The 25,499-nt window shown below is 70.2% G+C and carries 23 protein-coding genes; 13 read left to right on the forward strand and 10 right to left on the reverse strand.

The window, feature by feature from the left end:
• Window positions 1-171 precede the first annotated feature (171 nt).
• Window positions 172-1,074 carry a hypothetical protein gene (locus ACZ7L6_RS26075; protein WP_471927824.1) on the forward strand — a complete coding sequence of 301 codons (903 nt, stop codon included), beginning with the start codon at window positions 172-174 and terminating at the stop codon, window positions 1,072-1,074.
• Window positions 1,075-1,303: 229 nt separating this feature from the next.
• Here the strand turns inward: ACZ7L6_RS26075 and ACZ7L6_RS26080 are convergent, their stop codons facing one another.
• Both ACZ7L6_RS26080 and ACZ7L6_RS26085 read right to left on the reverse strand, forming a co-directional pair.
• A complete protein-coding gene (locus tag ACZ7L6_RS26080; RefSeq protein ID WP_471927826.1) occupies window positions 1,304-2,398 on the reverse strand; it encodes an SDR family oxidoreductase in 1,095 nt (364 codons plus the stop codon).
• Window position 2,399: 1 nt separating this feature from the next.
• Entirely contained in the window at window positions 2,400-3,140 is a 741-nt protein-coding gene (locus ACZ7L6_RS26085; protein WP_471927828.1) for an SDR family oxidoreductase, read from the reverse strand.
• 54 nt (window positions 3,141-3,194) lie between these two features.
• On the opposite strand from ACZ7L6_RS26085, the gene ACZ7L6_RS26090 reads away from it, so the two are divergent.
• The 4 genes from ACZ7L6_RS26090 to ACZ7L6_RS26105 are packed head-to-tail and all read left to right on the forward strand — an operon-like array spanning window position 3,195 to window position 6,678.
• Window positions 3,195-3,959 (forward strand): enoyl-CoA hydratase family protein, encoded by a 765-nt coding sequence (locus ACZ7L6_RS26090; RefSeq protein WP_471927830.1) that lies wholly within the window; start codon window positions 3,195-3,197, stop codon window positions 3,957-3,959.
• Window positions 3,960-4,796: a CoA transferase subunit A gene (locus ACZ7L6_RS26095; protein ID WP_471927832.1), complete on the forward strand. Its 837-nt coding sequence runs from the start codon at window positions 3,960-3,962 to the stop codon at window positions 4,794-4,796. It abuts the gene before it with no gap.
• On the forward strand, window positions 4,793-5,536 hold the full coding sequence (locus tag ACZ7L6_RS26100) for a CoA-transferase subunit beta (protein ID WP_471927834.1): 744 nt from the start codon (window positions 4,793-4,795) through the stop codon (window positions 5,534-5,536). The genes ACZ7L6_RS26095 and ACZ7L6_RS26100 overlap by 4 nt, the downstream gene beginning before the upstream one ends.
• The gene (locus ACZ7L6_RS26105) at window positions 5,536-6,678 is read left to right on the forward strand and encodes an NAD(P)H-dependent flavin oxidoreductase (RefSeq protein ID WP_471928119.1); all 1,143 of its coding nucleotides are present in this window, start codon (window positions 5,536-5,538) and stop codon (window positions 6,676-6,678) included. The genes ACZ7L6_RS26100 and ACZ7L6_RS26105 overlap by 1 nt, the downstream gene beginning before the upstream one ends.
• Window positions 6,679-6,719: 41 nt before the next feature.
• Here the strand turns inward: ACZ7L6_RS26105 and ACZ7L6_RS26110 are convergent, their stop codons facing one another.
• The 3 genes from ACZ7L6_RS26110 to ACZ7L6_RS26120 are packed head-to-tail and all read right to left on the reverse strand — an operon-like array spanning window position 6,720 to window position 9,348.
• Window positions 6,720-7,877, reverse strand: coding sequence for an acetyl-CoA C-acetyltransferase (locus ACZ7L6_RS26110; RefSeq protein ID WP_471927836.1), 1,158 nt, complete (start codon window positions 7,875-7,877; stop codon window positions 6,720-6,722).
• Between the two features lie 34 nt (window positions 7,878-7,911).
• Complete coding sequence (locus ACZ7L6_RS26115; protein WP_471927838.1) at window positions 7,912-8,550, reverse strand: TetR/AcrR family transcriptional regulator; 639 nt, start codon at window positions 8,548-8,550, stop codon at window positions 7,912-7,914.
• Window positions 8,551-8,565: 15 nt separating this feature from the next.
• A complete protein-coding gene (locus tag ACZ7L6_RS26120) occupies window positions 8,566-9,348 on the reverse strand; it encodes an SDR family oxidoreductase (protein ID WP_471927840.1) in 783 nt (260 codons plus the stop codon).
• Window positions 9,349-9,420: 72 nt separating this feature from the next.
• Between ACZ7L6_RS26120 and ACZ7L6_RS26125 the strand changes: the two genes are divergently transcribed.
• Window positions 9,421-10,560, forward strand: coding sequence for an acyl-CoA dehydrogenase family protein (locus ACZ7L6_RS26125; protein ID WP_471927842.1), 1,140 nt, complete (start codon window positions 9,421-9,423; stop codon window positions 10,558-10,560).
• Window positions 10,560-11,552, forward strand: a complete 993-nt coding sequence (locus ACZ7L6_RS26130; RefSeq protein WP_471927844.1) for an acyl-CoA dehydrogenase family protein — start codon at window positions 10,560-10,562, stop codon at window positions 11,550-11,552. Before ACZ7L6_RS26125 ends, ACZ7L6_RS26130 begins: the two co-directional genes overlap by 1 nt.
• Here the strand turns inward: ACZ7L6_RS26130 and qcrB are convergent.
• A complete protein-coding gene (gene qcrB / locus ACZ7L6_RS26135; protein ID WP_471927846.1) occupies window positions 11,530-13,176 on the reverse strand; it encodes a cytochrome bc1 complex cytochrome b subunit in 1,647 nt (548 codons plus the stop codon). The genes ACZ7L6_RS26130 and qcrB overlap by 23 nt on opposite strands.
• A gap of 131 nt (window positions 13,177-13,307) precedes the next feature.
• Complete coding sequence (locus ACZ7L6_RS26140; protein WP_471927848.1) at window positions 13,308-14,030, reverse strand: vWA domain-containing protein; 723 nt, start codon at window positions 14,028-14,030, stop codon at window positions 13,308-13,310.
• A gap of 148 nt (window positions 14,031-14,178) precedes the next feature.
• Between ACZ7L6_RS26140 and ACZ7L6_RS26145 the strand changes: the two genes are divergently transcribed.
• The 6 genes from ACZ7L6_RS26145 to ACZ7L6_RS26170 all read left to right on the forward strand — a co-directional run bounded on the left by ACZ7L6_RS26145 (window position 14,179) and on the right by ACZ7L6_RS26170 (window position 18,141).
• Complete coding sequence (locus tag ACZ7L6_RS26145) at window positions 14,179-15,117, forward strand: rhomboid family intramembrane serine protease (RefSeq protein ID WP_471927850.1); 939 nt, start codon at window positions 14,179-14,181, stop codon at window positions 15,115-15,117.
• Window positions 15,114-16,019, forward strand: a complete 906-nt coding sequence (locus ACZ7L6_RS26150) for a chitosanase (RefSeq protein ID WP_471927852.1) — start codon at window positions 15,114-15,116, stop codon at window positions 16,017-16,019. Before ACZ7L6_RS26145 ends, ACZ7L6_RS26150 begins: the two co-directional genes overlap by 4 nt.
• A gap of 116 nt (window positions 16,020-16,135) precedes the next feature.
• Window positions 16,136-17,227 carry a Dot/Icm T4SS effector Zinc-dependent metalloprotease LegP gene (gene legP, locus ACZ7L6_RS26155; protein WP_471927854.1) on the forward strand — a complete coding sequence of 364 codons (1,092 nt, stop codon included), beginning with the start codon at window positions 16,136-16,138 and terminating at the stop codon, window positions 17,225-17,227.
• 25 nt (window positions 17,228-17,252) lie between these two features.
• Window positions 17,253-17,534 carry a hypothetical protein gene (locus tag ACZ7L6_RS26160; protein WP_471927856.1) on the forward strand — a complete coding sequence of 94 codons (282 nt, stop codon included), beginning with the start codon at window positions 17,253-17,255 and terminating at the stop codon, window positions 17,532-17,534.
• Window positions 17,531-17,791 carry a hypothetical protein gene (locus ACZ7L6_RS26165; RefSeq protein ID WP_031483461.1) on the forward strand — a complete coding sequence of 87 codons (261 nt, stop codon included), beginning with the start codon at window positions 17,531-17,533 and terminating at the stop codon, window positions 17,789-17,791. Before ACZ7L6_RS26160 ends, ACZ7L6_RS26165 begins: the two co-directional genes overlap by 4 nt.
• A 14-nt stretch (window positions 17,792-17,805) precedes the next feature.
• Window positions 17,806-18,141 carry a YbaY family lipoprotein gene (locus ACZ7L6_RS26170; protein WP_471927858.1) on the forward strand — a complete coding sequence of 112 codons (336 nt, stop codon included), beginning with the start codon at window positions 17,806-17,808 and terminating at the stop codon, window positions 18,139-18,141.
• Between the two features lie 119 nt (window positions 18,142-18,260).
• On the opposite strand, the gene ACZ7L6_RS26175 is transcribed toward ACZ7L6_RS26170, so the two are convergent.
• The 3 genes from ACZ7L6_RS26175 to ACZ7L6_RS26185 all read right to left on the reverse strand — a co-directional run bounded on the left by ACZ7L6_RS26175 (window position 18,261) and on the right by ACZ7L6_RS26185 (window position 25,413).
• Window positions 18,261-19,724 carry a glutamate synthase subunit beta gene (locus tag ACZ7L6_RS26175; RefSeq protein WP_471927860.1) on the reverse strand — a complete coding sequence of 488 codons (1,464 nt, stop codon included), beginning with the start codon at window positions 19,722-19,724 and terminating at the stop codon, window positions 18,261-18,263.
• Window positions 19,717-24,309, reverse strand: a complete 4,593-nt coding sequence (gene gltB / locus ACZ7L6_RS26180; protein WP_471928121.1) for a glutamate synthase large subunit — start codon at window positions 24,307-24,309, stop codon at window positions 19,717-19,719. The genes ACZ7L6_RS26175 and gltB overlap by 8 nt, the downstream gene beginning before the upstream one ends.
• Window positions 24,310-24,681: 372 nt before the next feature.
• Entirely contained in the window at window positions 24,682-25,413 is a 732-nt protein-coding gene (locus ACZ7L6_RS26185; protein WP_471927862.1) for a VIT1/CCC1 transporter family protein, read from the reverse strand.
• Between the last annotated feature and the right edge of the window lie 86 nt (window positions 25,414-25,499).

A 25,499-nucleotide genomic window follows, 5' to 3' on the forward strand; every position in this document is an offset into this window, starting at 1 on the left:
TGGGTCAACATACGTCCTTTCATGGCGTGTTGAGCGGCCCGCAGTATGAAGATCGGGTGGCATGCTTGACAAGGACGGATCTCACGTCCCCGGCGTGGAACCTCACCAGGGAAAATCCCCTCACATCCCCGTAGAGTGGAATCGGGTTCAAGGCGTCTTGGGGGTACGGCCGTGGCGAACGGCGGACCGGTCCAGCACGGCTTCCCACACCTGGAGACGGTGCGGGCCTCCATCACCGCGCTCTACCGGCGGCTGTCGTACGACACCATCCAGACGTTCGCGACCAGCGTGGCGCCGGTCGACGTGGCGTTCTGCGACACGGACGATCTGTATCTGGGGGCGCAGCGGGTGGCCCGCGAGCTGGTGCGGCACTACCACCTGCCGGATGCCCGCCTGATCGTCAGCTTCCGGGAGATGACGCACGCGGCGAACGTCGAACTCGCCGCGGGCCCCGAGTACTTCGTCGAGCTGAACGACCGCTTCCGCACGCACCGCCGGGACATCGGGGCGGCGCTCGCGCACGAGGTGATGCACGTCTATCTGCACCGCCTCGGGCTGTCCTTCCCCGGCACGCGCGACAACGAGATCCTCACGGACACGGCGACGACATATCTGGGTGCGGGCTGGCTGCTGCTCGACGCGTACCGGGAGGACGCGGCGTCCTCGCAGAAACTGGGATATCTCACGCCGGAGGAGTTCGGTTACGTCCTCGCCAAGCGGGCGCTGGTGTTCGCCGAGGATCCGTCGGTGTGGTTCACCAGCCCCCAGGCCTACACGGCATATGAGAAGGGCCTTGCCGAGGCTCGCCGCGATGAGCAGCAGCCTCCGTTGACGGCGGCGGGGTGGGCGGGGCGGCGGCGGTACGCCCGGGATCGGCGGCATGCACAGGAGCACTACGGTGCCGGGGCCGGGGCTCGGCCGGGGGTGCCGTATGCGTTCACGCCGGATGGGCGGGGGCCGTTGCGGGTGTCGTTTCCGTGTCCTACGTGTCAGCAGCGGATTCGGGTGCCCGTGCGGGGGAGGGTGCGGGCGCGGTGCGGGTTGTGCCGGACGGTGCTGGAGTGCGACACGTAGGTTCTTCGCTCCCGCCGCCCCTACCCGTCCCGTCCCTGGGGGCTGCCGCCCCCAGACCCCCGCTTCGGCCCTGAAGGGGCCTCGTCCTCAAACGCCGGACGGGCTGGTAAGTCAGCCCCTCCGGCGTTTGAGGAGCGGGGGTCCAGGGGGCGGAGCCCCCTGGCGGGGTCCAAGGGGCGGAGCCCCTGGGGGATGGGAATGGGTAGGGGCGGCGGGGGGCGAAAACCCCTCACGCGCCGTACACCGCCCCCGGCACCTCCGCCTCCCCCAACAGCTTCAGCGCCGCCTCCCCCGCCTCCTCCGGCGTCCACCGCGCCCCCTTGTCCGTACTCGGCCCCGCCCCCCACCCCTCCATGACCGTGATCCGCCCGCCCTCCGCCTCGAAGACCCTGCCCGTCACCCCGGCGCTCGCCGCCGAACCCAGCCAGACGACCAACGGGGAGACGTTCTCCGGGGCCATGGCGTCGAAGCCGGCTTCGGGGACCGCCATCGACTCCGCGAAGGTGCGTTCCGTCATGCGGGTACGGGCCGCAGGGGCGATCGCGTTGACCTGGACGCCGTAGCGGGACAACTCGGCCGCCGCCACCAGGGTCAGGCCGACGATGCCCGCCTTCGCGGCGCTGTAGTTTCCCTGCCCGAGCGAGCCCAACAGCCCCGCCCCGCTGCTCGTGTTGACGATCCGGGCGCTCGGCGTACGCCCCGCCTTCGCCTCCGCTCGCCAGTGCGCGGCCGCATGCTTGAGGGGAAGGAAGTGCCCCTTGAGGTGGACGCGTACGACGGCGTCCCAGTCGTCCTCGTCGAGGTTGACCAGCATCCGGTCGCGCAGGAAGCCGGCGTTGTTGACGAGGGTGTCGAGACGGCCGTACGTCTCCAGCGCGGCCGCCACCAGGGATGCCGCCCCGGCACTAGTCGCGACGTCACCACCGTGCGCGATCGCCTCACCGCCCGCCGCACGGATCTCGTCGACAACCTGCTGGGCGGGGCTGCCGATGGCCAACTGCCCAGCCTGACGGTCGGCACCCACCTCCCGGCCCAGGCTCTCCCCTGCCACCCGTCCAGCACGGCTGCCATCGGCCACCTGCCCACCCTCCCGGTCGCCAGCCACTTCCCCGCCCAACCGGTCGTCGGCCTTCCACCCACCCAGGCCACCCGAATCCACGCGCCGAACCGAACCCTCCACCCCCGACGTGCCGTCCAGCCCCACCCCCAGGTCGTTCACCACGACCCTCGCCCCCTCCGCCGCGAACGCGAGCGCATGCGCGCGTCCGAGCCCCCGGCCCCCGCCGGTGACGACGACGACCCGTCCCTCACAGATCCGGCTCATGTCATGCCTCCTTGTTGACCGTCGCGGCGTCCAGGAACGCGGGCAGCTCGCCCCCGCCGTGCACGAGCAGGCTCGCTCCGCTGATGTAGGCGGCGGCGTCGGAGGCGAGGAAGACGGCGACGGCGCCTACGTCGGCGGGTTCGGCGAGGCGGCCGAGCGGGACGGTGCGGGAGACGGCCGCGATGCCGTCCTCGCCCCCGTAGTGGAGAAACGACTGCTCTGTGCGGACCATGCCGACGACCAGCGTGTTGACGCGGACGTCCGGCGCCCACTCCACCGCCATCGAGCGGGCCAGGCTCTCCAGCCCGGCCTTGGCCGCCCCGTACGCCGCCGACCCGGGCGACGGACGGCCGCCACTGACGCTGCCGATCATCACAATGGAACCCCGCGCCCGCTTCAGGTGCTCGTACGCGGCCAGGGACGCCGTCATCGGCGCGACGAGGTTCAGCTCGATCACGCGCGCGTGCCGATCGGCACCCGTGTCCGTCAACCGTCGGTACGGAGTGCCACCCGCGTTGTTGACGAGGACGTCGAGACGGGGCAGGGCCGCGAAGAAGGACCGTACGGCTTCCGGGTCGCGGAGATCCAGCGGCCTGAACTCGGCCCCGGCGAGCGGGACTTCGGGTGGCCTGCGCGCACAGACCACGACGTCCGCGCCGGCCTCGGCGAAGGCTCGCGCGATGCCCGCACCGACACCCCGCGTGCCGCCTGTGACGACCACGACCTTCCCGTCCAGCCCCATGCCCGGCTACCCTTCACCTAACAAACGTTTGGTGGAAAGGTAGCTGATGCGGCCATGGGTGTCTCCACCTCGTCCCCGGAAAAGGGGCCTGAAGGAACAGGAAAACGAATCGCCGTCGTCACGGTCGACTTTCCGCCGGTGAACGCGCTGCCGGTGGCGGGCTGGTTCGCCCTGGCCGACGCCGTGCGGGCGGCGGGCCGTGACCCGGAGATCCGGTGTGTCGTCCTCATGGCCGAGGGGCGCGGGTTCAACGCGGGCGTGGACATCAAGGAGATACAGAAGGACGGGCACAGCGCACTGATCGGCGCCAACCACGCCTGCGCGGAGGCCTTCGCCGCGGTGTACGACTGCGCGGTACCCGTCGTGGCGGCCGTGCACGGCCACTGTCTGGGCGGCGGTATCGGCCTGGTGGGCAACGCGGACGCGATCGTGGCGAGCGAGGACGCCACGTTCGGGCTGCCCGAGCTGGACCGGGGAGCGCTGGGCGCGGCCACCCATCTGGCCCGGCTGGTCCCCCAGCATCTGATGCGCGCGCTGTACTACACCTCGCGCACGGCGACCGCGGCCGAGCTGCATGCGCACGGCTCGGTGTGGCGGGTCGTGCCGCGCGAGCACCTGCCCGCCGCCGCGCTCGAGTTGGCCCACGAGATCGCCGCGAAGGACGGGCAGCTGCTGCGGCTGGCCAAGGCCGCGATCAACGGCATCGATCCGGTCGACGTGCGCCGCAGCTACCGCTTCGAGCAGGGCTTCACCTTCGAGGCCAACCTGAGCGGGGTGGCCGACCGGGTCCGTGACAGGTTCGGAAGGGACGGTGGCTGAGTGAGCGACAAGACGACGACCGCGGAGGAGGTCGTGTCCCGGCTGCACAGCGGCATGACCCTGGGCATCGGCGGCTGGGGCTCGCGCCGCAAGCCGATGGCCCTGGTGCGCGCACTGCTGCGCTCCGACGTCACCGACCTCACGATCGTCTCGTACGGCGGCCCCGACGTCGGCATGCTCGCCGCCGCCGGACGTGTCCGCAAGCTGGTCACGGCCTTCGTCACCCTCGATTCGATCCCCTTGGAACCGCACTACCGCGCGGCCCGCGAACGCGGCGCCTTCGAGCTCATGGAGATCGACGAGGCCATGTTCATGTGGGGCCTGCACGCCGCGGCGAACCGGCTGCCGTTCCTGCCGGTGCGGGCGGGGATCGGTTCGGACGTCATGCGGGTCAACCCCGGCCTGCGGACGGTGACGTCGCCGTACGACGACGGGGAGACGTTCGTGGCCATGCCCGCCCTGCGTCTGGACGCGGCCCTGGTCCACGTCAACCGTGCGGACCGGCAGGGCAACGGTCAGTACCTGGGCCCCGACCCCTATTTCGACGACCTCTTCTGCGAGGCCGCGGACACGGCGTATGTCTCGTGCGAACGGATCGTCGACACGGCCGAGTTGACGAAGGAGGCGGCGCCGCAGTCGCTGCTGATCAAGCGGCACACGGTGACGGGGGTCGTCGAGGCGCCGAACGGATCGCACTTCACGTCCTGTGCCCCCGACTACGGCCGGGACGAGGCCTTCCAGAAGACGTACGCGACGACGCCCTGGCCGGATTTCGCGGCACGGTTCCTCGGCGGGGACGAACAGAGGTACCAGTCGGCGGTCAGGGAGCGGTCATGACGGACAACACCCGCGCACCCCTTCCCCCACCCACCCGCGCCGACTACTGCGTGATCGCCTGTGCCGACGCCTGGCGCGGTGCGGGTGAGACCCTGGCGAGCCCGATGGGTCTGATCCCGTCCGTGGGGGCCCGGCTGGCACGGCTCACCTTCGCACCGGACCTGCTGCTGACCGACGGCGAGGCGATGCTCGTCCGCCCGGACGGGACGACCGAGGGCTGGCTGCCGTACCGGCAGCACCTCGCCCTGGTCACCGGCGGCCGGCGGCACGTGATGATGGGCGCGAGCCAGATCGACCGGTTCGGCAACCAGAACATCTCCTGCATCGGCGACTGGGAGCGGCCGAAGCGGCAGCTGCTCGGGGTGCGGGGCGCGCCGGTCAACACCCTCAACAACCCGACCAGTTACTGGATCCCCAGGCACTCCCGACGGGTGTTCGTCGAGAAGGTCGACATGGTCTGCGGAGTCGGCTACGACCACGCGGGCGACGCCCCCTACCACCGCATCCCCCGTGTCGTCTCCGACCTCGGCGTCTTCGACTTCGCCACACCCGACCACTCGATGCGGCTCGCCTCACTCCACCCGGGCGTCACACCGGAGCAGGTCCGGGAGGCGACCTCCTTCGAGCTGGCCGTCCCCGAGGAGGTGCCGCCGACCCGCGAACCCACGGCCGAGGAGCTGCGGCTCATCCGCGAGGTGCTCGACCCGGAGAACACGCGGGCGAGGGAGGTCGGTGCGTGATGGAGACGGCGCTGACCCGGCTGGTCGGGGTCCGCCACCCGATCGTGCAGACGGGGATGGGCTGGGTGGCGGGCCCACGGCTGGTCTCGGCGACGGCGAACGCGGGCGCGCTGGGCATCCTGGCCTCCGCGACGATGACGGTCGACCGGCTGCGTGAGGCGATACGCGAGGTCAGGTCCCGTACGGACGCGCCGTTCGGGGTGAATCTGCGGGCGGACGCCTCGGACGCCGGCGACCGGGTCCGCGTCATCGTCGACGAGGGTGTGCGGGTCGCCTCCTTCGCCCTCGCGCCCTCCCGGGAGCTGATCGCCGAGCTCAAGGAGGCGGGCGTGGTCGTCATCCCCTCGATCGGCGCCCGTCGGCACGCCGAGAAGGTCGCGGCGTGGGGCGCGGACGCGGTGATCGTGCAGGGCGGGGAGGGCGGCGGGCACACCGGCGAGGTGGCGACGACGGTGCTGCTGCCGCAGGTCGTCGACGCCGTGGAGATACCGGTCGTGGCGGCGGGCGGCTTCTTCGACGGGCGGGGGCTGGTCGCGGCGCTCGCCTACGGGGCGGCGGGCGTCGCCATGGGCACGCGGTTCCTGCTCACCTCCGACTCGACGGTGCCGGATGCGGTGAAGGAGCGGTATCTGGCGGCGACCGTACGGGATGTCACGGTCACGCGGGCCGTGGACGGCCTGCCCCACCGCATGCTGCGTACGGAACTGGTGGGCGAGCTGGAGCACGCCGGCCGCGTGAGCGCGCTGTTCCACGCCCTGCGGCGGGCGGCGGGCTTCCGGAGGCTGTCCGGACTGACCTGGTCGCAACTGGTCCGCGACGGCTTCGCCCTGCGGCACGGCAAGGACCTGTCGTGGAGCCAGGTGCTGCTCGCGGCCAACACCCCGATGCTGCTCAAGTCGGCGATGGTGGACGGCCGTACGGATCTCGGAGTGATGGCGTCCGGGCAGGTCGCCGGGGTGATCGACGACCTGCCGTCGTGCGCGGAGCTGGTGGACAGGATCATGAAGGAGGCAGAGGAGACGCAGAACCGCCTGACGGGCCTCTTGACAGCGCCCTCAGGGGCGCGGGGCTGTATCGACAGCGGCTCCGCCGCGTGGGCGCGACCAGCCGCGATCGAGCCGCAGACGACCGACGACACATAGCGGCATTTTCGTAGTCGCACGCGCCCAGCGGAACGCCCGACCTACAGCCGTTCGATGATCGTCACGTTGGCCTGTCCCCCACCCTCACACATCGTCTGCAACCCGAACCGCCCACCCGTGCGCTCCAGTTCGTGCAGAAGCGTCGTCATCAGCTTCACACCGGTCGCCCCCAGCGGATGCCCCAGAGCAATCGCACCCCCGTTGACGTTGACCTTCTCCGGATCCGTACCGGTCTCCTTCAGCCAGGCCAGCACCACCGGCGCGAACGCCTCGTTGATCTCGACGAGATCGATGGCGTCGATCGACAGGCCGGTCTTCTTCAGGGCGTGGGCGGTGGCGGGGATCGGCGCGGTGAGCATGCGGATGGGATCCTCACCGCGCACCGAGAGGTGGTGCACCCGGGCCCGGGGCGTGAGCCCATGCTCGCGCACGGCCCGCTCCGAGGCCAGCAACATCGCCGCCGCGCCGTCGGAGACCTGCGAGGAACAGGCGGCGGTGATCGTGCCGCCGTCGATGACCGGCTTGAGCCCGGCCATCTTCTCCAGGGAGGTGTCCCGGCGCGGCCCCTCGTCGACGGCGACCTGACCGTAGGGCACGACTTCCCGCTCGAAGCGTCCCTCGTCGATCGCCCGCAGCGCCCGCCGGTGCGAACGCAGCGCGAACTCCTCCTGGTCCTGCCGGCTGATCCCCCACTTCGCGGCGATCATCTCGGCGCCGACGAACTGGTTCACCGGCTTCTCCCCGTACCGAGTCCGCCAGCCCTCGCTGCCCGCGAAGGGACCCGCCGTCAGCCCCAGCGGCTCGGCGGCCTGCCGGGTGGCGAAGGCGATGGGGATCATCGACATGTTCTGCACGCCGCCCGCGACCACCAGGTCCTGGGTGCCGGACAGCACGCCCTGCGCCGCGAAGTGCACGGCCTGCTGCGAGGACCCGCACTGCCGGTCCACGGTCACGCCCGGCACCTCCTCGGGCAGCCCGGCCGCCAGCCAGCAGGTCCGCGCGATGTCCCCGGCCTGCGGCCCCACGGCGTCCAGGCAGCCGAAGACGACGTCCTCGACGGCGGCCGGATCCACGCCCGCCCGCGAGACGAGCTCCCGCAGCACATGCGCGCCCAGATCGGCCGGATGGACCTCGCTGAGCCCTCCTCCGCGCCGCCCCACGGGCGTACGGACCGCTTCGACGATGTAGGCCTCGGCCATGGCAACTCCCTCGCAGATAAGGGCACATCAACGACTATTCACGTACGGCGATCCCGTCCAGCACCATCGACAGGTACTGCCGGGCGATCTCCTCCGGGCTGTGCTGTCCCCCGGGCCGGTACCAGGACGCGGCGACCCACACCGTGTCCCGCACGAACCGGTAGGTGAGCCGGACGTCGAGGTCGGACCGGAACACCCCGGCCGCGACCCCGCGCTCCAGCGTGGACAGCCAGGCCTTCTCGAACCTGCGCTGCGACTCGGCGAGGAACGCGAACCGTTCCTGCGCCACCAGCTGCTTGTTCTCCTTCTGGTAGATCGCGACGGCGGCGCGGTGCCGGTCGATCTCCCGGAACGACTCGGTGACCAGGGCTTCGAGGGTCTCGCGAGGTCCCAGCTCGGCGCCCAGGACGGCGTCGTAGCCGCCCCAGAGCTCGTCGAGGAAGGTCCGCAGGATCTCCTCCAGCATCGACTCCTTGGAGTCGAAGTGGTAGTAGAGGCTGCCCGCGAGCATGCCCGCGTGGTCCGCGATCTTGCGTACGGTCGTGGCGTTGTAGCCCTGCTCGGCGAAGACCTCGGCGGCGGTGTCGAGGAGTTCGCGGCGCCGGGCGGCCTGAGCCGCGGCGGTCGCGGGCTTTCCGGCGGCGGTCACCTGGGGCTTCTTCTTGGTCGGCACGGTTCCATTGTGGTGCTACGGGTGCCGGCTGCTGACGGAGACGACCTCGCCGGTCAGGTACGACGAGTAGGGCGAGGCCAGGAAGACGATCACGTTGGCCACCTCCCAGGGCTCGGCGTACCGTCCGAAGGCCTCGCGGGCGGTGAGTTCCTCCAGTAGTTCCGGGGTCGTCACCTTGGCCAGGTGGGGGTGCATGGCCAGGCTCGGCGCCACGGCGTTCACCCGCACCCCGTACTCGGCGGCCTCCACCGCCGCGCACCGGGTCAGCGCCATCACCCCCGCCTTCGCGGCCGCGTAGTGCGCCTGCCCGGCCTGGGCACGCCAGCCGACGACGGAGGCGTTGTTGACGATCACGCCGCCGGTGTCCCGCATCCGGCGGAGGGCGGCGCGGGTGCATCTGAAGGTGCCGTTCAAGGTCACGTCGAGCACCTTCGACCACTGTCCGTCGGTCATGTCGACGAGTGGTGAAGTCCCGCCGAGACCCGCGTTGTTGACGACCACGTCGAGTCGGCCGTGCTCCTGTACGGCGGTGTCGAACAGCGCCTGTACCTGTGTCTCATCGGTGACGTCGCACACCGCGGACGTCACCGCGCCCTCGAAGTCCCGGGCCAGCTCCGCCTCGTACTCCTTCAGCCGCCGCGCGTGCGCATCGCTGATCAGCACGCTGGCGCCCTCCTCCAGCAGGCGGCGCGCGGTCGCGCCGCCGATGCCCGCGCCGGCCGCCGCGGTGATGACGGCGGTGCGTCCGGCGAGCAGCCCGTGCCCGGGAACGTACGTCGGCGCCTCGACGTTTGTCATGGCAGCACGCTAACCTACCAAACACTTGTTAGGGAAGACCGTTCAGGGACCCGTCTGGGAAGGAGGGCGACCGTGGACCTCACCCACTCCGCCGCCGACGAGGCGTTCCGCGCCGAGGCCCGCGCCTGGCTGGACGCGCATGTGCCGCCCGATCCGCTTCCCTCCCTGGAGACCGAGGAGGGCTTCGCGGCGCACCGTGCCTGGGAGGCCGAACTCGCCGCGGACCGCTGGCCGGTGGTGAACTGGCCGGCGGCGTACGGCGGCCGCGACGCCACGCTGGTCCAGTGGCTGCTGTTCGAGGAGGAGTACTACGCGGCGGGCTCACCGGGACGCGTCAACCAGAACGGCATCAGCCTCCTCGCCCCGACCCTCTTCGAGCACGGGACACAGGAGCAACGCGCGCGCGTGCTGCCGCCGATGGCCACCGGCGAGGTGATCTGGGCGCAGGCCTGGTCGGAGCCGGAGGCGGGCTCGGACCTGGCCTCCCTGAGGTCCAGGGCGGTACGCGCGGACGGCGGCTGGCTGCTGAGCGGCCAGAAGACCTGGTCGTCCCGGGCCGCCTTCGCCGACCGCGCGTTCGGCCTGTTCCGCAGCGACCCGGACGCCCCGAAAGCCCACCAGGGCCTGACCTACCTGATGTTCGACCTGCGCGCCCCCGGCGTCACGGTCCGCCCCATCGCCCGCCTCGACGGCAAGCCCGCCTTCGCCGAGCTGTTCCTGGACGAGGTCTTCGTGCCGGACGAGGACGTGATCGGCGAACCGGGTCAGGGCTGGCGGATCGCGATGTCGACGGCGGGCAACGAACGCGGTCTGATGCTCCGCTCCCCCGGCCGTTTCCTCGCGAGCGCTGACCGTCTGCTGCACCTGTGGCAGGACCGGGGCAGTCCGCAGGACACGAGGAACCGCGTGGCCGACGCCCTGATCGGCGCCCGCGCCTACCAGCTCTTCACCTACGCCGCCGCCTCCCGCTTCCTCGACGGCGAGTCGATCGGCCCGGAGTCCAGCCTGAACAAGGTCTTCTGGTCGGAGTACGACATCGCCCTGCACGAGACGGCCCTCGATCTCCTGGGAAGCGAGGGCGAGTTGGCGGACACCGACTGGTCCGAGCGGTACGTCTTCTCCCTCGCCGGCCCCATCTACGCGGGCACGAACGAGATCCAGCGCGACATCATCGCCGAGCGCCTGCTCGGCCTGCCGAAAGGGCGGCGCTGATGAGGTTCCTCCTCGACGCCGAGCAGCGGGCCTTCGCCGGTTCGCTGGACGCGATGCTGACGGCGGCGGACACGCCGGCGGCCGTACGGGAGTGGAGCCGGGGCGAGCATGCGAGAGGCCGTGCGCTGTGGTCCCGTATCGCCGGGGCGGGGGTGTTCGCGCTGGCGGTTCCGGAAGCGTACGAGGGGTTGGGCACCCGGCCCGTGGAACTTGCCCTCGCCTTTGTGGAGTTGGGGCGGCATGCGGTGCCGGGACCGCTGGTGGAGACGGTATCGGCAGCCGTACTGCTCGCCGGGTTGCCGGACCCCGGCCCGGCGAAACGGCTGCTTCCGTCAGTGGCGGGCGGCGAAGCGATCGTCACCCTGGCGGATGCGGAGTTCGCGTTGGATGCGGATGCGGCGGACGTCCGGCTAGCCGTGTTGACGCCTGCCCGGGCCCTATCACCCAGTCTGCCGACGGAGCTGTGGCTCACTCCGCCACCCGGCCCTCCACGCCCGTCCCTGGACCCCGCCCGCCGCCTCTTCCGCACTCCGCACGGCGGTGAAATCCTCGCCACCGACCCACCCCTCATCCCCGCCCTCCTCATGGCCCGCCTCGCCACCGCCGCCCAGGCCCTCGGCGTCGGACTCGCGCTCCTCGACAGGACGGTGGCCTACGTCGAGCAGCGCACCCAGTTCGGCGCCCCCATAGGCTCCTTCCAGGTGGTCAAGCACCGGCTGGCCGACGCGAAGGTCGCCCTGGAGTTCGCCCGGCCCCTCCTCTTCGGGGCCGCGCTCACCATGGCCCCCGCCGATATAGCCGCCGCCAAGGTCACGGCCTGCGAGGCCGCGTACGCCACCGCCCGTACGGCGCTCCAGCTGCACGGCGCGATCGGCTACACGGCGGAGTACGACCTGTCCCTGTGGCTGACCAAGGCCCGGGCCTTGCGCACCGCCTGGGGCAGCCCGGAGGTGTGCAGAGCCGACGTGCTCAGTGGTGATCGCCGCTGGTGAGTTCGCGGTACTCCTCCACCGTCGGCTTGGCGATCCGGGTCCGAGGCCCGAACATGGCCTGCGCCAGCCTGGCCCGCACCCGCTGCGACGGGGCGATGCGGCGCCGGACGCCATTCGCGTCGACACGCGGCCCGACCTCGTACGGCGGAGGCTGCTCGTGCTGGGTGAGGGTGAACAGCGCCGCCTGCGAGAGAGGTTCGTGGACCTCGATGAACTCGCCGTGCGGGAGCCGTTTGATGGTGCCCGTCTCCCTGCCGTGCAGCACCTTGTTCCGGTCCCGGCGCTGCAGCCCGAGACAGACGCGCTTGGTCACCACGAAGGTGACGACCGGCACGACGAAGACCGCGATCCGCACGAACCAGGTGATCACGTTGATGGACAGATGCAGATGCGTGGCCACGATGTCGTTGCCGCCGCCGATCAGCAGCACCGCGTACAGGCTCAGCCAGGCCGCGCCGAGACCCGTGCGCACGGGCATGTTCCGCGGCCGGTCCAGGATGTGGTGCTCGCGTCTGTCGCCGGTGATCCACGCTTCCAGGAAGGGGTACAGGCCGATCGCGAGCAGGATCAGCGGGAAGAGCGAGAAGGGGATGAAGACGCCCGGTACCAGGGTGTGGCCCCAGGCGCTGATCTCCCATCCCGGCATCACCCGGATCAGGCCCTCGGAGAAGCCCAGGTACCAGTCGGGCTGGGCGCCCGTGGTCACCATGTCGGGGCGGTAGGGCCCGAACGCCCACACGGGGTTGATGCTGGCGATGCCGCCCATGATCGTCAGCACGCCGAAGACGAGGAAGAAGAAGCCGCCCGCCTTGGCCATGTACACCGGCAGGAAGGGCATGCCGACGACCGTCTTCTGGTCGCGGCCGGGGCCCGGGTACTGCGTGTGCTTGTGGTAGAAGACCAGGATCAGATGGGCGACCACCAGGCCGAGCATGATCCCGGGCAGCAGCAGGATGTGGATCGGATAGAGCCGCGCGATGAAGTCCTCCCCCGGGAACTCCCCGCCGAAGAGGAAGAAAGCGATGTACGTCCCCACGATCGGGATGGACAGGATCGCGCCGTGGGCGAAGCGCAGGCCCGTGCCGGAGAGCAGGTCGTCGGGGAGGGAGTAGCCGGTCAGGCCGGTGATGATGCCGAGCATCAGCAGGGTCCAGCCGAACACCCAGTTGAGCTCGCGCGGCTTGCGGAAGGCGCCGGTGAAGAACACCCGCATCATGTGCACGAGCATGCCGGTGACGAAGACCAGCGCCGCCCAGTGGTGGATCTGCCGGATGAGCAGCCCGCCGCGCACGTCGAAGCTGATGTCGAGGGTGGACTCGTATGCCCTGGTCATCAGGACGCCGTTGAGCGGCTCGTAGGTGCCGTTGTAGACGACCTCGTTGGTGCTCGGGTCGAAGAACAGGGTGAGGTAGACGCCGGTCAGGATGAGGATGAGGAAGCTGTAGAGGCAGACCTCGCCCAGCATGAAGGACCAGTGGTCCGGGAAGACCTTGCGCATGTTGGCCTTGGCCAGCGCGAAGATGCCGAGCCGCCCGTCGGCCCAGACGGCGATCTTCTCGCCCTTGCCGGGAGCCTCCCTGCGCGCGGCCGCTGCCCCGTCGTTCCCCGATCGTGCGCCGTCCATACGTTCGTCGCCTCCCCGTCGGATCAACCACAGGGTGACACGGCCGTACCGGCTGAGCCAACGGTGCGGGCACCCGGGTGAGCCACTTCCGCGAGCCTTGCGGGACGACTGCCACGAGCCCGGATGTGCGGCTACCCCCGGACGATCCCCTGCGCCCGGGCCGCCGCCAGCCACTGCGGGAACTCGCCGACCAGGCGGTCGTACAACTCGGCGTCGGACACCTTCCGCGGCTCCGCACCGGCGTGGAAGAACCCGGCGTTGTCGACGACCCGCTTGTCCGGCACGGACAGCTCGTCGAGCTTGCGCAGGTACTCGAACTGCCTGCTCGTAGGATCCCCGAACCCGATGAACTGCCAGAACAGCGGCAGCCGTGCCGCCTTGCACAGGTATCGCTCCGCGGCGAGCTTGTTGATCGGCCCGCCGTCGGTCTGGAAGACCACCAGGGCGGGGTCCTTCGACCCGCTGTCCAGGTAGTGGTCGATGACGGCGTCCATCGCCAGGTGGTAGCTGGTCTTGCCCATGTGGCCGAGCCCGGCCACGATCCGCTCGATCCGCCCCCGGTGGTCGGCCAGCGCGATCTCGGTCTCGGCGTCGACGTCGGTGGAGAAGAACACCACCGGCACCGTCCCGTCGTCGTCGAAGTGCGCCGACAGCCCGAGCACCCGGTCGGCGAGCGCCTGCACGCTGCCGTCCTTGTAGTACGGCTTCATCGACCCGGAGTAGTCGACCACCAGGTAGACCGCGGCCCGCACTCCGTCCAGCCCGTGCTTGCGAAGCGACACCCCGGCGCTCTTGTACAGGCTGACCAGCGCGGGCGCGGTCTCCTCCACCTTGCTGAGACTGATCGCGGCCATATGGTGTCCCCCTCGTGCTTCTGCCGGTGGCCGAGATTACGGCACCATGGGCCCCGCCCATCCCTCCCTCCACAGCTGTTCGCTATTTTGTTCGCCGCCGTCCCCACCGGCTCACCGTCCGTCCAGTCCCTTCGAGGAGCCGGCTGCCGTGGAACCCGAGTCCACCGAGTCCACCGTCACCACCTGCTACCGCCATCCCAAGGTGGAGTCCCACGTCCGCTGCACCCGCTGCGAGAGGTACATCTGCCCGGACTGCATGCGGGAGGCGGCCGTCGGCCACCAGTGCGTGGAGTGCGTGAAGGAGGGCGCGCGGTCGGTGCGGCAGGCCCGGACGATCGTCGGGGGCCGGATCTCGGCGACGCCGCTCGTGACCTCCGTGCTCATCGGGCTGAACGTCCTCGCTTACGTGGCCGAGGTGGTGCGCCCCGAGATCCTGGACCGGTTCGCCATGCTGAGCGCCCGGCTGGTCGGACCGGACGGCGGCTACTACGTCTACGAGCCCGGGTACCCGTCGGACTACCACGCCGAGGGCGTCGTCGCCGGGCAGTGGGACCGGCTGCTGACCAGCGGTTTCCTCCACTCGCCGCCGACCGAGGGCACATTCGGGCTGCTGCACATCGTGATGAACATGCTCTCGCTGTGGCAACTCGGCCGGGTCGTGGAGCCCATGCTGGGCCGGGCCCGGTACCTCGCGCTCTACCTGCTGGCGACGCTGGGCGGTTCGGTGTTGGAGCTGCTGCTCACCGACGTGAACGCGGAGTCCGTCGGTGCGTCGGGCGCGATCTTCGGTCTCGGCGCCGCCTACTACGTCCTCGCCCGCCGGGTCGGCGCCGACATGCGCTCCGTCAACCGCTTCATGGCGTTCCTGCTCCTGTGGCTGCTGCTGTCCGCCGGACTCACGTCCTGGCAGGGCCACCTCGGCGGCCTGCTGACGGGAGGTGCGGTGACGCTCGCCTACGCATACGCCCCGCGCGGGCCGCGCCAAGCCGTGATCCAGGTGATCGCCTGCGTGGGCGTGCTGGTGGTGCTGGCGGTGCTCGCGTTCGCCAAGGTCTCCGAACTGACCGGCGGAGGTGTCGCCCAGTGAGACGCCGAGGCCTCCTGCTCTTCGCCGCCGTCCCCGTGGTCATCACGGCGGCGGCCTACTTCCTCGCCCCCACGGACTCCGCCGAGAGCCCGGCGAAGCCACCCGTCTCCGCCGAGCAGCTGGCCCGCCAGGACGCCAAGAGCCGGGCCGAGCAGGAACGGGCCGAGGACGACAAGCTGATCGCGAGCCTGCCGCCGGGGCTCGCCGCGCCGCCCAAGAAGGAGCTGGCGCAGCAGATCGTGGCCAGCGCCGAGAACTCGACCCTCGACTGGCGCGGCGCCTACGGCTACATCGAGGACATCGGCGACGGCCAGGGCTACACGGCCGGCATCATCGGCTTCTGCTCCGGCACCCACGACATGCTCACCCTGGTCGAGAACTACACCAAGGCCCACCCGGACAACGGCCTCGCGAAGTACCTGCCCGCCCTGCGCAAGGTCGACGGCACCGACTCCCACGAGGGCCTCGACCCCGGTTTCACCGCCGCCTGGAAGGCCGAGGCGAAGGTCGCCGCCTTCCGCGAGGCGCAGGACACCGAACGCGACCGCGTGTACTTCAACCCCGCGGTCCGCCTCGCCAAGCTCGACGGCCTGGGCACGCTGGGCCAGTTCGTCTACTACGACGCGATGGTCTTCCACGGCCCCGGCACCAACGCCACCAGCTTCTACGGCCTGCGCGAACGCGCCCTGCGCGAGGCGAACACCCCCTCCGAGGGCGGCTCGGAGAAGGCGTACCTGGACATCTTCCTCGACATCCGCAAGAAGGCCATGCGGGAGAAGAGGAAGGGCATCGACACCACCCGCATCGACACCGGCCAGCGCCGCTTCCTCTACGACGGCAACTTCGAGCTCGCCACGCCCCTGGTGTGGCAGGTGTACGGGGAGACGTACAAGGTGCCCTAGTCGCCCTGGGCCAGACGTACGAGACAAAAGCCGCCTCCGCCCTCCATTGACGAAAGATGGCGTCTCATCGACGTTAATCACCCCAAGGGGGAACAACGTCAAACAAGGGGGACGCCATGGCAACCGATACGGCCGAACCGGCCGCCGCCGGTTCGGGGTTCGGGCCCTACCAGGTCGGACCGGAGGTGCAGGCAGGCCTCGTCCAACTGGCGGGCAAGGGGCCGAAGGCGGTGCAGTACACCGAGGTCGAGGGACGGCCCGTGTTCGAGGGCGACATCATCCTCGACCTCATCGAGTCCAAGCAGGTCACCGCCGAGCACGCGGTGGCGCTCGAGGAGAACGGGGTCATCCTCCCCGGCCAGCAGTTCCGCTGGGCGAACGGCCTCGTGCCGTACGAGATCGATCCCACGTTGCCCGACCAGGCCCGGGTGACCGGCGCGATCGACCACTGGCAGCGCAACACCCGCATCCGTTTCGTGCAGCGCACGGCCCAGAACGCGGCGCAGCACCCGGACTTCATCCGCTTCGTCCCCGGCGGCGGCTGCAGTTCGGCCGTGGGCCGGCGGGGCAACGTCCAGCAGATCACGCTGGGCCAGGGGTGCGAACTCGGCGCCGCCATCCATGAGATCGGGCACGCCGTCGGGCTCTGGCACGAGCAGAGCCGGGAGGACCGGGACCAGTTCGTCACCATCAACTGGGCCAACATCCAGCAGGGCATGGCCCACAACTTCAACCAGCACATCACCGACGGCGACGACGTCGGCGCGTACGACTACCACTCGATCATGCACTATCCGCGCTGGGCGTTCTCCAACAACGGCCAGGACACCATCGTGCCCCGGCAGAACGTCGAGATCGGCCAGCGGGCGGGCCTCAGCCCGGGCGACTGTCTCGCCGTACGCACCATGTACGCGAACCTGGAGTCGCCGGCGCGGTTCTCCGGTGTGCAGTTCACCGGACGGGTCGCGGCCGGGCAGATCGGACGCTGGTTCACGCACAGCTGGCCGGCGCACTGGTACGTGCACTGGACGGTCGTGCCGACCGCGCCCGTGGTGGACGGCGAGGCGCAGATCGAGTCGTGGGTCCAGGTGACCCGGCAGTCAGGTGGACTGCTCAAGTACTTCCTCAACATCCGCAATCTGACCGGCGGTCCGGTCGACATCCAGGCCCGTTACGACGTGCTGGGCTGGGGCGCCAACGCGACCTGACGGGGTCCGAGCAACAGGGGGAACCATGCAACCGATGGGAATGCAGGGCGAGTCCACGCCCACAGGCTGGGCCGACGCGGTCGACGCCGGTCCGGCACCGAGCCTGAGCGGGGCGCCGGGCGCGCCGGCGGGCGCGGTCGTCACCGGGACCGGCAGTGGTATCGGGGGGCCCGAGTTCGCGGGCGCCGGGTACGCGCCGCTGGGCGCGGCACAGGACGGCGGGGGCGTCGCGGGCGTCCCGGCCGCCGAGAATCTGCAGGACGGAGGGGTCGCACCCGAGGCCCCGAAAGAAGGGGGAGAGTCGTGATTCTGGGAGTGCAGTTCCGCGGACAGGTACCGGCGAACACCAGCCGCCGGTGGTTCACGCACAGCTGGCCGGAGGCGTGGCGGGTCGACTGGACGGTCGTGCCGACGTGGCCCATGGTGGACGGGAACGCCCAGGTGGAGTGGAAGGTCCAGGTGGACCGTCAGGCCAGCAACCTGATCAAGTACTTCATCGAGATCCGCAACCTCACGGGCGGTCCGGTCGACATCGAGGCGCGGTACGCCGTGCTCAATTCCTAGCAATCGGGCGTGACATGGCCACTGTCTCCGGGCGGGTGCTCCTCACCCCCGACCTCGGCGCCTTCGAACAGGCGGTGCTCCGGGTGCGGGTGCTCGATGTGACGGTGGCCGACGCTCCCGCACGGGAACTCGCGGGGACGGTGCAGGACGTCTCGTACGACGGACAGGGCACGGTCAGTGTGAGCTTCGAGTTGTCGGCAGGCTGGGGACCACGGCAGCGGGTCGTGGTGGACGCCCATCTCGACCGGTCCGGCAGTGGGGTCGTGGAGAGCGGGGACGCCCTGACCGTGGAGTCGCTGCCGGTGCCGGAGGAACCCGCTCCGGTGACCGTGCGGCTGCGCGCCATCTGAGAAAGCGACGGCGCCTGCCCATTGTCCGGTCGGGGACTGTGGGCAGGCGCCGTCAGTGTTCCGTACGCCTTTGTACGGGACGTTCTTGAGTGACCGTCAGGTCACCTGTGGTGCGGCCGTCAGACCATCAGCGCGCGGTCGGTCGGCCGGATCGGGGCCGGCAGCTCGCTCGCGCCGGTCAGGAACCGGTCGCAGCCCCGGGCGGCCGAGCGGCCCTCCGCGATCGCCCACACGATGAGCGACTGGCCGCGGCCCGCGTCACCGGCGACGAACACGCCCGGCACGTTGGTCTGGAAGTCGGCGTCGCGGGCGATGTTGCCGCGCTCGTCGAGGTCCAGGCCGAACTGCTCGACCAGGCCGTTCTCGCGGTCGGTGCCGGTGAAGCCCATCGCCAGCGTCACGAGCTGGGCGGGGATCTTGCGCTCCGTGCCCGGCTTCGGGGTCAGCTTGCCGTCGATGAACTCGACCTCGGTGAGGTGCAGCCACTGGACGTTGCCGTCCTCGTCGCCCTCGAAGTGGGTGGTGGAGACGGAGTAGACCCGCTCGCCGCCCTCCTCGTGCGCGGACGTGACCTTGTAGAGCATCGGGAAGGTCGGCCACGGCTGGGAGACGTTGTTCCGCTCGTCGTTCGGGCGGGGCATGATCTCCAGCTGCGTCACCGAGGCCGCGCCCTGGCGGTGGGCGGTGCCCACGCAGTCCGCGCCGGTGTCGCCACCGCCGATGACCACGACGTGCTTGCCCTCGGCCGAGATGGGGGGCGCCACGAAGTCGCCCTCCTGGACCTTGTTGGCCAGCGGCAGGTACTCCATGGCCTGGTAGATGCCCTTGAGCTCACGGCCCGGCACCGGCAGGTCGCGGGCGGTCGTGGCACCGACGGCCAGGACTACCGCGTCGTACCGCTTCTTCAGGTCGGTCGCCTTGAGGTCGCGGCCGATCTCGATACCGGTACGGAAGCGGGTGCCCTCCGCGCGCATCTGCTCGATACGGCGGTTGATGTGCCGCTTCTCCATCTTGAACTCGGGGATGCCGTACCGGAGAAGGCCTCCGATGCGGTCCGCGCGCTCGTAGACGGCGACGGTGTGACCGGCCCGGGTCAGCTGCTGGGCGGCGGCGAGACCCGCCGGGCCCGAGCCGACGACCGCGACCGTCTTGCCGGACAGGCGCTCCGGGATCTGCGGGGCGACGTCCCCGGTCTCCCACGCCTTGTCGATGATCGAGACCTCGACGTTCTTGATGGTGACGGCCGGCTGGTTGATGCCGAGCACACACGCCGACTCGCACGGCGCCGGGCAGAGGCGACCGGTGAACTCCGGGAAGTTGTTGGTCGCGTGCAGACGCTCGGAGGCGGCCGCCCAGTCCTCGCGGTAGGCGTAGTCGTTCCACTCGGGGATCAGGTTCCCCAGCGGACAGCCGTTGTGGCAGAACGGGATGCCGCAGTCCATGCACCGGCTGGCCTGCTTGCTGATGATCGGCAGCAGGGAGCCCGGGACGTAGACCTCGTTCCAGTCCTTGACGCGCTCGCTGACGGGACGGGTCTTGGCGACCTCACGGCCGTGGTTCAGGAAGCCCTTCGGGTCAGCCATTGATCGCCGCCTCCATCATCTTCTCGTGGGTCTCGGTCTCGGAGAGACCGGCTCGCTCGGCGGCGTCCTTGGCGGCGAGCACTGCCTTGTACGTGCTGGGGATGATCTTGCTGAAGCGGTCCACGGCGGTGTCCCACTCGGCCAGCAGCTTCTCGGCGACGGTGGAGCCCGTCTCCTCCTGGTGGCGGCGCACGACGTCGTGCAGCCACTGCTTGTCGTCGTCGGTCAGCGCCTCGACGGCGTTCACGTTGCCGACGTTGACGTTGTCGCGGTCCAGGTCGATCACGTACGCGACGCCACCGGACATACCGGCCGCGAAGTTACGGCCCGTCTCACCGAGGACCACCGCGTGACCGCCGGTCATGTACTCGCAGCCGTGGTCGCCCACGCCCTCGGAGACAACCGTGGCACCGGAGTTGCGGACGCAGAACCGCTCGCCCGTACGACCGCGCAGGAACAGCTCGCCGCCGGTCGCGCCGTACGCGATGGTGTTGCCCGCGATCGTCGAGTACTCGGCGAGGTGGTCGGCGCCCCGGTCGGGACGGACGATCACCCGGCCACCGGAGAGGCCCTTGCCGACGTAGTCGTTGGCGTCGCCCTCCAGGCGCAGCGTGACACCGCGCGGCAGGAAAGCGCCGAAGGACTGGCCGGCGGAGCCCGTGAAGGTGATGTCGATGGTGTCGTCGGGCAGGCCCGCGCCACCGAACTTCTTCGTCACCTCGTGGCCGAGCATGGTGCCGACCGTGCGGTTGATGTTGCGGATGGAGACCTGGGCGCGCACCGGCTGGGCGTCGGTCGCGGAGTCCGCGGCCAGGGCGTCGGCGGCGAGCTTGATCAGCTCGTTGTCGAGCGCCTTCTCCAGGCCGTGGTCCTGCTCGATCAGCTGGTGGCGCACCGCGCCCTCGGGCAGCTCGGGCACGTGGAACAGCGGGGCCAGGTCCAGGCCCTGCGCCTTCCAGTGGTCGACGGCACGCGTGACGTCCAGCGCCTCGGCGTGGCCGACGGCCTCCTCGATGGAGCGGAAGCCCAGCTCGGCGAGGATCTCGCGGACCTCTTCGGCGATGTACTGGAAGAAGTTCACGACGTACTCGGCCTTGCCGGAGAACCGGTCCCTGAGGGTCGGGTTCTGCGTGGCGATGCCGACCGGGCAGGTGTCCAGGTGGCAGACGCGCATCATGACGCAGCCGGAGACGACGAGCGGCGCGGTCGCGAAACCGAACTCCTCGGCGCCGAGCAGCGCGGCGATGACGACGTCACGGCCGGTCTTCAGCTGGCCGTCGGTCTGCACGACGATGCGGTCGCGCAGGCCGTTGAGCAGCAGGGTCTGCTGGGTCTCGGCGAGACCGAGCTCCCAGGGGCCGCCGGCGTGCTTCAGCGAGGTCAGCGGGGAGGCGCCCGTACCGCCGTCGTGGCCGGAGATGAGCACCACGTCCGCGTGCGCCTTGGACACACCCGCGGCGACCGTGCCGACGCCGACCTCCGAGACCAGCTTCACGTGAATCCGCGCCTGCGGGTTCGCGTTCTTCAGGTCGTGGATCAGCTGGGCCAGGTCCTCGATGGAGTAGATGTCGTGGTGCGGCGGCGGGGAGATCAGACCGACACCCGGCGTCGAGTGACGCGTCTTCGCGACCCACGGGTAGACCTTGTGGCCGGGCAGCTGGCCGCCCTCGCCGGGCTTGGCACCCTGGGCCATCTTGATCTGGATGTCGTCCGCGTTGACCAGGTACTCGGACGTGACACCGAAGCGGCCGGACGCGACCTGCTTGATGCTCGACCGGCGCGCCGGGTCGTACAGACGCTCCGGGTCCTCGCCGCCCTCACCGGTGTTGGACTTGCCGCCCAGCTGGTTCATGGCGATGGCGAGGGTCTCGTGCGCCTCCTTGGAGATGGAGCCGTACGACATGGCGCCGGTGGAGAAGCGCTTGACGATCTCGCTGGCCGGCTCGACCTCGTCGATGGAGATCGGCTGCCGGTCGGACTTGAAGCCGAAGAGCCCGCGGAGCGTCATGAGCCGCTCGGACTGCTCGTTCACGCGCTCGGTGTACTTCTTGAAGATGTCGTAGCGACCGGTGCGCGTGGAGTGCTGGAGGCGGAAGACCGTCTCCGGGTCGAACAGGTGCGGCTCACCCTCACGGCGCCACTGGTACTCGCCGCCTATCTCCAGCGCGCGGTGCGCGGGAGCGATGCCGGATGCCGGGTACGCCTTGGCGTGGCGGGCGGCGACCTCCTTGGCGATGACGTCGATGCCGACGCCGCCGATCTTGGTGGCCGTGCCGTTGAAGTACTTCTCGACGAAGGCCTCGTCGAGACCGACGGCCTCGAAGACCTGGGCGCCGCGGTAGGAGGCGACGGTCGAGATACCCATCTTGGACATGACCTTCAGGACGCCCTTGCCGAGGGCGTAGATCAGGTTCTTGATGGCCTGCTCGGGCTCCATGCCGTTGAGGAAGGTGCCCGCGCGCAGCAGGTCCTCGACGGACTCCATCGCCAGGTACGGGTTCACGGCGGCGGCGCCGTAGCCGATGAGCAGGGCGACGTGGTGGACCTCGCGGACGTCACCGGCCTCGACCAGCAGGCCCACGTGGGTGCGCTGCTTGGTGCGGATGAGGTGGTGGTGGACGGCCGCGGTGAGCAGCAGCGACGGGATCGGCGCGTGCTCGGCGTCGGAGTGGCGGTCCGACAGGACGATCAGGCGGGCGCCGTTCTCGATGGCGGCGTCGGCCTCGGCGCAGATCTCCTCGATGCGCGCGGCGAGGGCATCACCGCCGCCGTGCACCCGGTACAGACCGGACAGGGTCGCGGCCTTGAAGCCGGGCATGTCGCCGTCGGCGTTGATGTGGATGAGCTTGGCCAGCTCGTCGTTGTCGATCACCGGGAAGGGCAGGGTGACCGAGCGGCAGGACGCGGCCGTCGGGTCGAGCAGGTTGCCCTGCGGGCCCAGCGAGGAGCGCAGCGAGGTCACGAGCTCCTCGCGGATGGCGTCCAGCGGCGGGTTGGTGACCTGCGCGAACAGCTGGGTGAAGTAGTCGAAGAGCAGCCGCGGGCGGTCGCTCAGCGCGGCGATCGGCGAGTCGGTGCCCATCGAACCGATCGGCTCGGCACCGGCCTTGGCCATCGGCGCGAGGATGACGCGCAGCTCCTCCTCGGTGTAACCGAAGGTCTGCTGGCGGCGGGTGACCGAGGCGTGCGTGTGCACGATGTGCTCGCGCTCGGGCAGGTCCGAGAGCTCGATCTCGCCGGCCTCCAGCCACTCCGCGTAGGGGGCCTCGGCAGCGAGCTCCGCCTTGATCTCGTCGTCCTCGATGATGCGGTGCTCGGCGGTGTCGACGAGGAACATGCGGCCGGGCTGCAGACGGCCCTTGCGGACCACCTTGGCCGGGTCGATGTCCAGGACGCCGACCTCGGAGCCGAGGACGACGAGGCCGTCGTCGGTGACCCAGTAGCGGCCGGGGCGCAGGCCGTTGCGGTCGAGCACGGCGCCGACCTGGGTGCCGTCGGTGAAGGTGACACAGGCCGGGCCGTCCCAGGGCTCCATCATCGTGGAGTGGTACTGGTAGAAGGCGCGCCGGGCCGGGTCCATGGAGTCGTGGTTCTCCCACGCCTCCGGGATCATCATCAGCACGGAGTGCGGCAGCGAACGGCCGCCCAGGTGCAGGAGTTCGAGCACCTCGTCGAAGGAGGCGGAGTCGGAGGCGTCCGGCGTGCACACCGGGAAGATGCGCTCCAGCTCCTTCTCGCCGAACAGGTCGGAGACCAGCTGCGACTCGCGGGCGACCATCCAGTTGCGGTTGCCCTTGACGGTGTTGATCTCACCGTTGTGCGCGACGAAGCGGTACGGGTGCGCGAGGGGCCACGACGGGAAGGTGTTCGTGGAGAACCGGGAGTGCACGAGCGCGATCGCGGAGGCGAAGCGGCGGTCGGACAGGTCCGGGAAGAAGGGCTCCAGCTGACCGGTCGTCAGCATGCCCTTGTAGACGATCGTGCGGGCCGACAGCGACGGGAAGTAGACGCCGGCCTCGCGCTCGGCGCGCTTGCGCAGCACAAAGGCCTTGCGGTCGAGGGCGATGCCCTCCAAGGCGCCGTCGGTGACGAAGATCTGCCGGAAGGTCGGCATCGTCGAGCGGGCGGTGGCACCGAGCAGTTCGGGCGCGACCGGCACCTCACGCCAGCCGAGGACCGTCAGGCCCTCCTCGCCGGCGATCGTCTCGATCTGCGAGACGGCCTCGGCCGTCCCCTCCTCCGGCAGGAAGGCGATACCGACGGCGTAGGCACCGGCCTGGGGCAGCTCGAATCCGGCCACCTCGCGGAAGAAGGCGTCCGGCACCTGGGAGAGGATGCCCGCGCCGTCACCCGAGTCGGGCTCGGAGCCGGTGGCACCGCGGTGTTCGAGATTGCGCAGAACGGTCAGCGCCTGCTCGACCAGCGCGTGGCTCGCCTCGCCGGTGAGGGTGGCCACGAAGCCGACGCCACAGGCGTCGTGCTCGTTGCGGGGGTCGTACATACCCTGCGCAGCAGGGCGAGCATCCATGAACGACCAGTTCTGGCCATTCGCGGAGTGCTGGGACGGCTGGCGCGGCGTACGCATCGGCTCTCCCGTCGTCGTCATGTGGCATATGCAAGGTGCCGAGGGACGACGTTGGCCCTCTGCGTGATCGCAAAATTTCGTGCAGGTTACATGATGGAGCGGTTCTCGGGAACCGGGATAGTCCGTTCCAGCATGCGGACGCCACGGCTTGCGGCGGGGGTTCCGCGCACATGGCTTGAAGTATGTGGGGACCGAGCGGGACAGGTCGATGTCCGTCGGTCCGAGGGGGCGGAGAGGGCGCCGTCGCCCACCCCGCGAGTGCGCCACAGGCGTCATTGCCCACAGCGCTTACGGCTCATGCCCGGTGGTTAAGCATTCGAAACCAGCGAGTAACGGCTACTTATGCGGCCCAACGCATAAGTGCCAGCCGAACTATCCTACGGCCGTTCCGAAGAAGCTGCCCAGGGCGTACGTCACACCGGCCGCGGCACCACCGAGCGCGAGCTGGCGCAGTCCGCTGAACCACCAGGTCCGCGCAGTCACCTTGGCCACGACGGCACCGCACAGGAACAGCCCGGCCAGCGCGAGCAGTACCGCCGGCCACAGCGCGGTCGCGCCGAGCAGATACGGCAGAACGGGCAGCAGGGCGCCCAGCGCGAACGACCCGAACGACGACACGGCCGCGACCAGCGGCGAGGGCAGATCGCCGGGGTCTATGCCGAGCTCCTCGCGGGCGTGGATCTCCAGGGCCAGCTCAGGATCACGGGAGAGCTGCGCCGCCACGGCCCGGGCGAGCTTCGGCTCGACCCCCCGGGCCTCATAGAGCGCCGCGAGCTCGGCCTCTTCGTCCTCCGGGTGCTTCCTCAGCTCCCGCCGCTCGACGTCCAGCTCGGCCTCGACGAGTTCCCGCTGCGAGGCCACGGAGGTGTACTCACCGGCGGCCATGGAGAAGGCACCGGCGGCAAGTCCGGCGAGCCCGCTCAGCACGACGGTCTGGTGACTGACCGACCCGCCCGCGACACCGGTCATCAGAGCGAGGTTGGAGACCAGGCCGTCCATGGCACCGAAGACGGCGGGGCGCAGCCAGCCGCCGTTCACATCCCGGTGGGTGTGGTTGTCACGGTGCGCCTCGTGCAGCGGCGCCTCGGTCTCGATGATGGCCATCAGGGGTCCCCCAGGAAGATCAGGAAGCTTAGGAAAGGCTGCCTTTAGACAGTTTCTACTCTTGGACAACACCAAAGCTACGCCCC

Source organism: Streptomyces sp. NPDC107522 (assembly GCF_055657525.1).

Bases quoted from the DNA above. Each gene is read 5' to 3' on its own strand.
- ACZ7L6_RS26185 (WP_471927862.1), bottom strand. From the start codon at position 25,413: ATGGCCATCATCGAGACCGAGGCGCCGCTGCACGAGGCGCACCGTGAC.
- ACZ7L6_RS26080 (WP_471927826.1), bottom strand. From the start codon at position 2,398: ATGAGCCGGATCTGTGAGGGACGGGTCGTCGTCGTCACCGGCGGGGGC.
- ACZ7L6_RS26175 (WP_471927860.1), bottom strand. From the start codon at position 19,724: ATGGCTGACCCGAAGGGCTTCCTGAACCACGGCCGTGAGGTCGCCAAG.
- ACZ7L6_RS26170 (WP_471927858.1), top strand. From the start codon at position 17,806: ATGGCCACTGTCTCCGGGCGGGTGCTCCTCACCCCCGACCTCGGCGCC.
- ACZ7L6_RS26090 (WP_471927830.1), top strand. From the start codon at position 3,195: ATGGGTGTCTCCACCTCGTCCCCGGAAAAGGGGCCTGAAGGAACAGGA.
- ACZ7L6_RS26160 (WP_471927856.1), top strand. From the start codon at position 17,253: ATGCAACCGATGGGAATGCAGGGCGAGTCCACGCCCACAGGCTGGGCC.
- gltB (WP_471928121.1), bottom strand. From the start codon at position 24,309: ATGCGTACGCCGCGCCAGCCGTCCCAGCACTCCGCGAATGGCCAGAAC.
- ACZ7L6_RS26140 (WP_471927848.1), bottom strand. From the start codon at position 14,030: ATGGCCGCGATCAGTCTCAGCAAGGTGGAGGAGACCGCGCCCGCGCTG.
- ACZ7L6_RS26105 (WP_471928119.1), top strand. From the start codon at position 5,536: ATGGAGACGGCGCTGACCCGGCTGGTCGGGGTCCGCCACCCGATCGTG.
- ACZ7L6_RS26120 (WP_471927840.1), bottom strand. From the start codon at position 9,348: ATGACAAACGTCGAGGCGCCGACGTACGTTCCCGGGCACGGGCTGCTC.
- qcrB (WP_471927846.1), bottom strand. From the start codon at position 13,176: ATGGACGGCGCACGATCGGGGAACGACGGGGCAGCGGCCGCGCGCAGG.
- ACZ7L6_RS26085 (WP_471927828.1), bottom strand. From the start codon at position 3,140: ATGGGGCTGGACGGGAAGGTCGTGGTCGTCACAGGCGGCACGCGGGGT.
- ACZ7L6_RS26100 (WP_471927834.1), top strand. From the start codon at position 4,793: ATGACGGACAACACCCGCGCACCCCTTCCCCCACCCACCCGCGCCGAC.
- legP (WP_471927854.1), top strand. From the start codon at position 16,136: ATGGCAACCGATACGGCCGAACCGGCCGCCGCCGGTTCGGGGTTCGGG.
- ACZ7L6_RS26130 (WP_471927844.1), top strand. From the start codon at position 10,560: ATGAGGTTCCTCCTCGACGCCGAGCAGCGGGCCTTCGCCGGTTCGCTG.
- ACZ7L6_RS26110 (WP_471927836.1), bottom strand. From the start codon at position 7,877: ATGGCCGAGGCCTACATCGTCGAAGCGGTCCGTACGCCCGTGGGGCGG.